This window comes from Vibrio sp., assembly GCF_050299255.1.
Classification (GTDB): domain Bacteria; phylum Pseudomonadota; class Gammaproteobacteria; order Enterobacterales; family Vibrionaceae; genus Vibrio.
In genome coordinates, this window is sequence record NZ_JBNKVP010000221.1 from 1 (window position 1) to 509 (window position 509).

Annotated in this window: 1 pseudogene; it reads left to right on the forward strand. The window is 47.3% G+C overall.

Features of this window, described 5'->3' with window-relative positions:
• Window positions 1–509: pseudogene (secA, locus tag ACQY6F_RS19115) on the forward strand (preprotein translocase subunit SecA); the annotation flags it as partial.

The following is a 509-nucleotide window of genomic DNA, read 5'->3' on the forward strand; positions in this document are numbered from 1 at the left end:
CGATGTCGGCATCCTCGATGAGAATGATTCCCTGTACAGCGCAACCAATATCAATCTGGTCCATTATCTTAATGCCGCGTTGCGTGCGTTGGCACTGTTCGAGAAAGATGTTCACTATATCGTTCGCGATAATCAGGTCATTATCGTAGATGAATTCACTGGCCGTACCATGGAAGGACGGCGTTGGTCAGAAGGTTTGCACCAGGCAGTGGAAGCCAAAGAAGGCGTTGAGATCCAGAGTGAAAACCAGACGCTGGCATCGATAACTTTCCAGAACTATTTCAGGCTTTATGAAAAGTTGTCGGGCATGACTGGTACGGCTGATACCGAAGCTGAAGAGTTATTGCAGATCTACAGCCTGGAAGTCGTCATCGTGCCAACGAATAAACCGATGGCACGTAAAGACAATACTGATCTGGTATTCTTGACGCCGGCTGAAAAATTTAATGCCATCATCGAAGATATAAAAGACTGTGTTGCACGCAAACAGCCTGTGCTGGTCGGTACGG